Below are 1,334 nucleotides of genomic sequence, written 5' to 3' on the forward strand. Positions count from 1 at the left end.
AGCGGCTTTGGGCTGGAGTCTCAATGACGAAGTCAAGCCGCTTGCGTGACCGGTGGGGCGGCGGTGAAGACCCGTCCGTCACGCAGCAGCGCCCACAACACGCTCGCTCGTCGGCGGGCCAGAGCGATGACGGCCTGGACGTGCTTGCAGCCCTCGCCGCGTTTCTTGAGGTAGAAGTCCCGGTTCGGACCTTCGCGGATGATGCTGGTCTGTGCGGACATGTAGAACACCCTGCGGAGGCGGCGGCTGTATCGCTTGGGGCGGTGAAGGTTGCCGGTTCGGCGGCCGGAGTCGCGCGGGACCGGCACCAGCCCGGCCGCCGAAGCCAGGTGACCGGCGTCGGCGTAGGCCGACAGGTCGCCTGCCGCGACGACGAACTCGGCCCCGAGTATCGGGCCCATGCCGGGCAGGGACTCGATGATCTCCGCCTGCGGGTGGCTGCGGAACGTCTCGCGGATCTGCTTGTCGATCCGTTTCAACCGGTCGTCCAGGGCCAGGATCTGCGCCGCGAGGTCGGCGACGATCTGCGCGGCGACGTCCTCCCCAGGCAGCGCGGTCTGCTGGGCCTGCGCAGCCTCCAGCGCGGTCGCGGCGACCGCGTCGGCGTTTCGGACATTGCGGTTGGCCAGCCAGGCCGTCAGTCGGGCCCGGCCGCGGCGGCGGATCGCGGCCGGCGTCTGGTAACCGGTCAACAGCACGAGTGCACCCTTCTGCGCGCTGTAATCGAAGGCTCGTTCCAGCGCGGGGAAGATACCGGTCAGCACGTCCCGCAGGCGGTTGATCATCCGCACCCGGTCGGCCACGAGGTCGGTGCGGTGGGCAGTCAGCAGCGCGAGGTCGGCGGCCAGCTGAGCGGGCACGTCAATGGCGGCGAAGTCCCGACGGTGACGCGCAGTCTCGGCGATGACGTAGGCATCGCGAGCATCGGTTTTCGCCTCGCCTCGGTAGGCGCCCGACATACGGTTGACCGTCCGACCGGGCACGTAGACGGCACGCTGGCCATGGGCCGCCAGCAGGGCCAGCAGCAGCGCGGACGACGTCCCGGTGATGTCCACCGCCCAGTAGACCTCGTCCGCCAGGTCCAGGATCTCGACGAGCGCGGCCAGAATTGCCGACTCGTCGTTGTCGATCTTCTTTGACCACAGCGTGGCACCGGCCTCGTCGACTACCGCAGCCCAGTGGTGGCCCTTGCCTGCGTCGATCCCGGCCCAGACTCGGGCCCGCCGCTTGCTCACTCGCCCCTCCTCGTTCCGCGCAGCATGCCGTGGGCCCGAGGAACACCCTGCTGTCATCTCCGTAAACAGCGACCACAACGCACATCTCAATCAGCAGCC

1 protein-coding gene is annotated in these 1,334 nt (G+C 69.0%); it reads right to left on the reverse strand.

What is annotated here, in order from left to right; genetic code table 11:
• Positions 1–32: 32 nt before the first annotated feature.
• Positions 33–1,235 (reverse strand): IS110 family RNA-guided transposase, encoded by a 1,203-nt coding sequence (locus ABT078_RS42505; protein WP_351237840.1) that lies wholly within the window; start codon positions 1,233–1,235, stop codon positions 33–35.
• Positions 1,236–1,334: the final 99 nt, after the last annotated feature.

This window comes from Streptomyces sp. NPDC002133 (assembly GCF_040296405.1).
Taxonomy (GTDB): Bacteria; Actinomycetota; Actinomycetes; order Streptomycetales; family Streptomycetaceae; genus Streptomyces.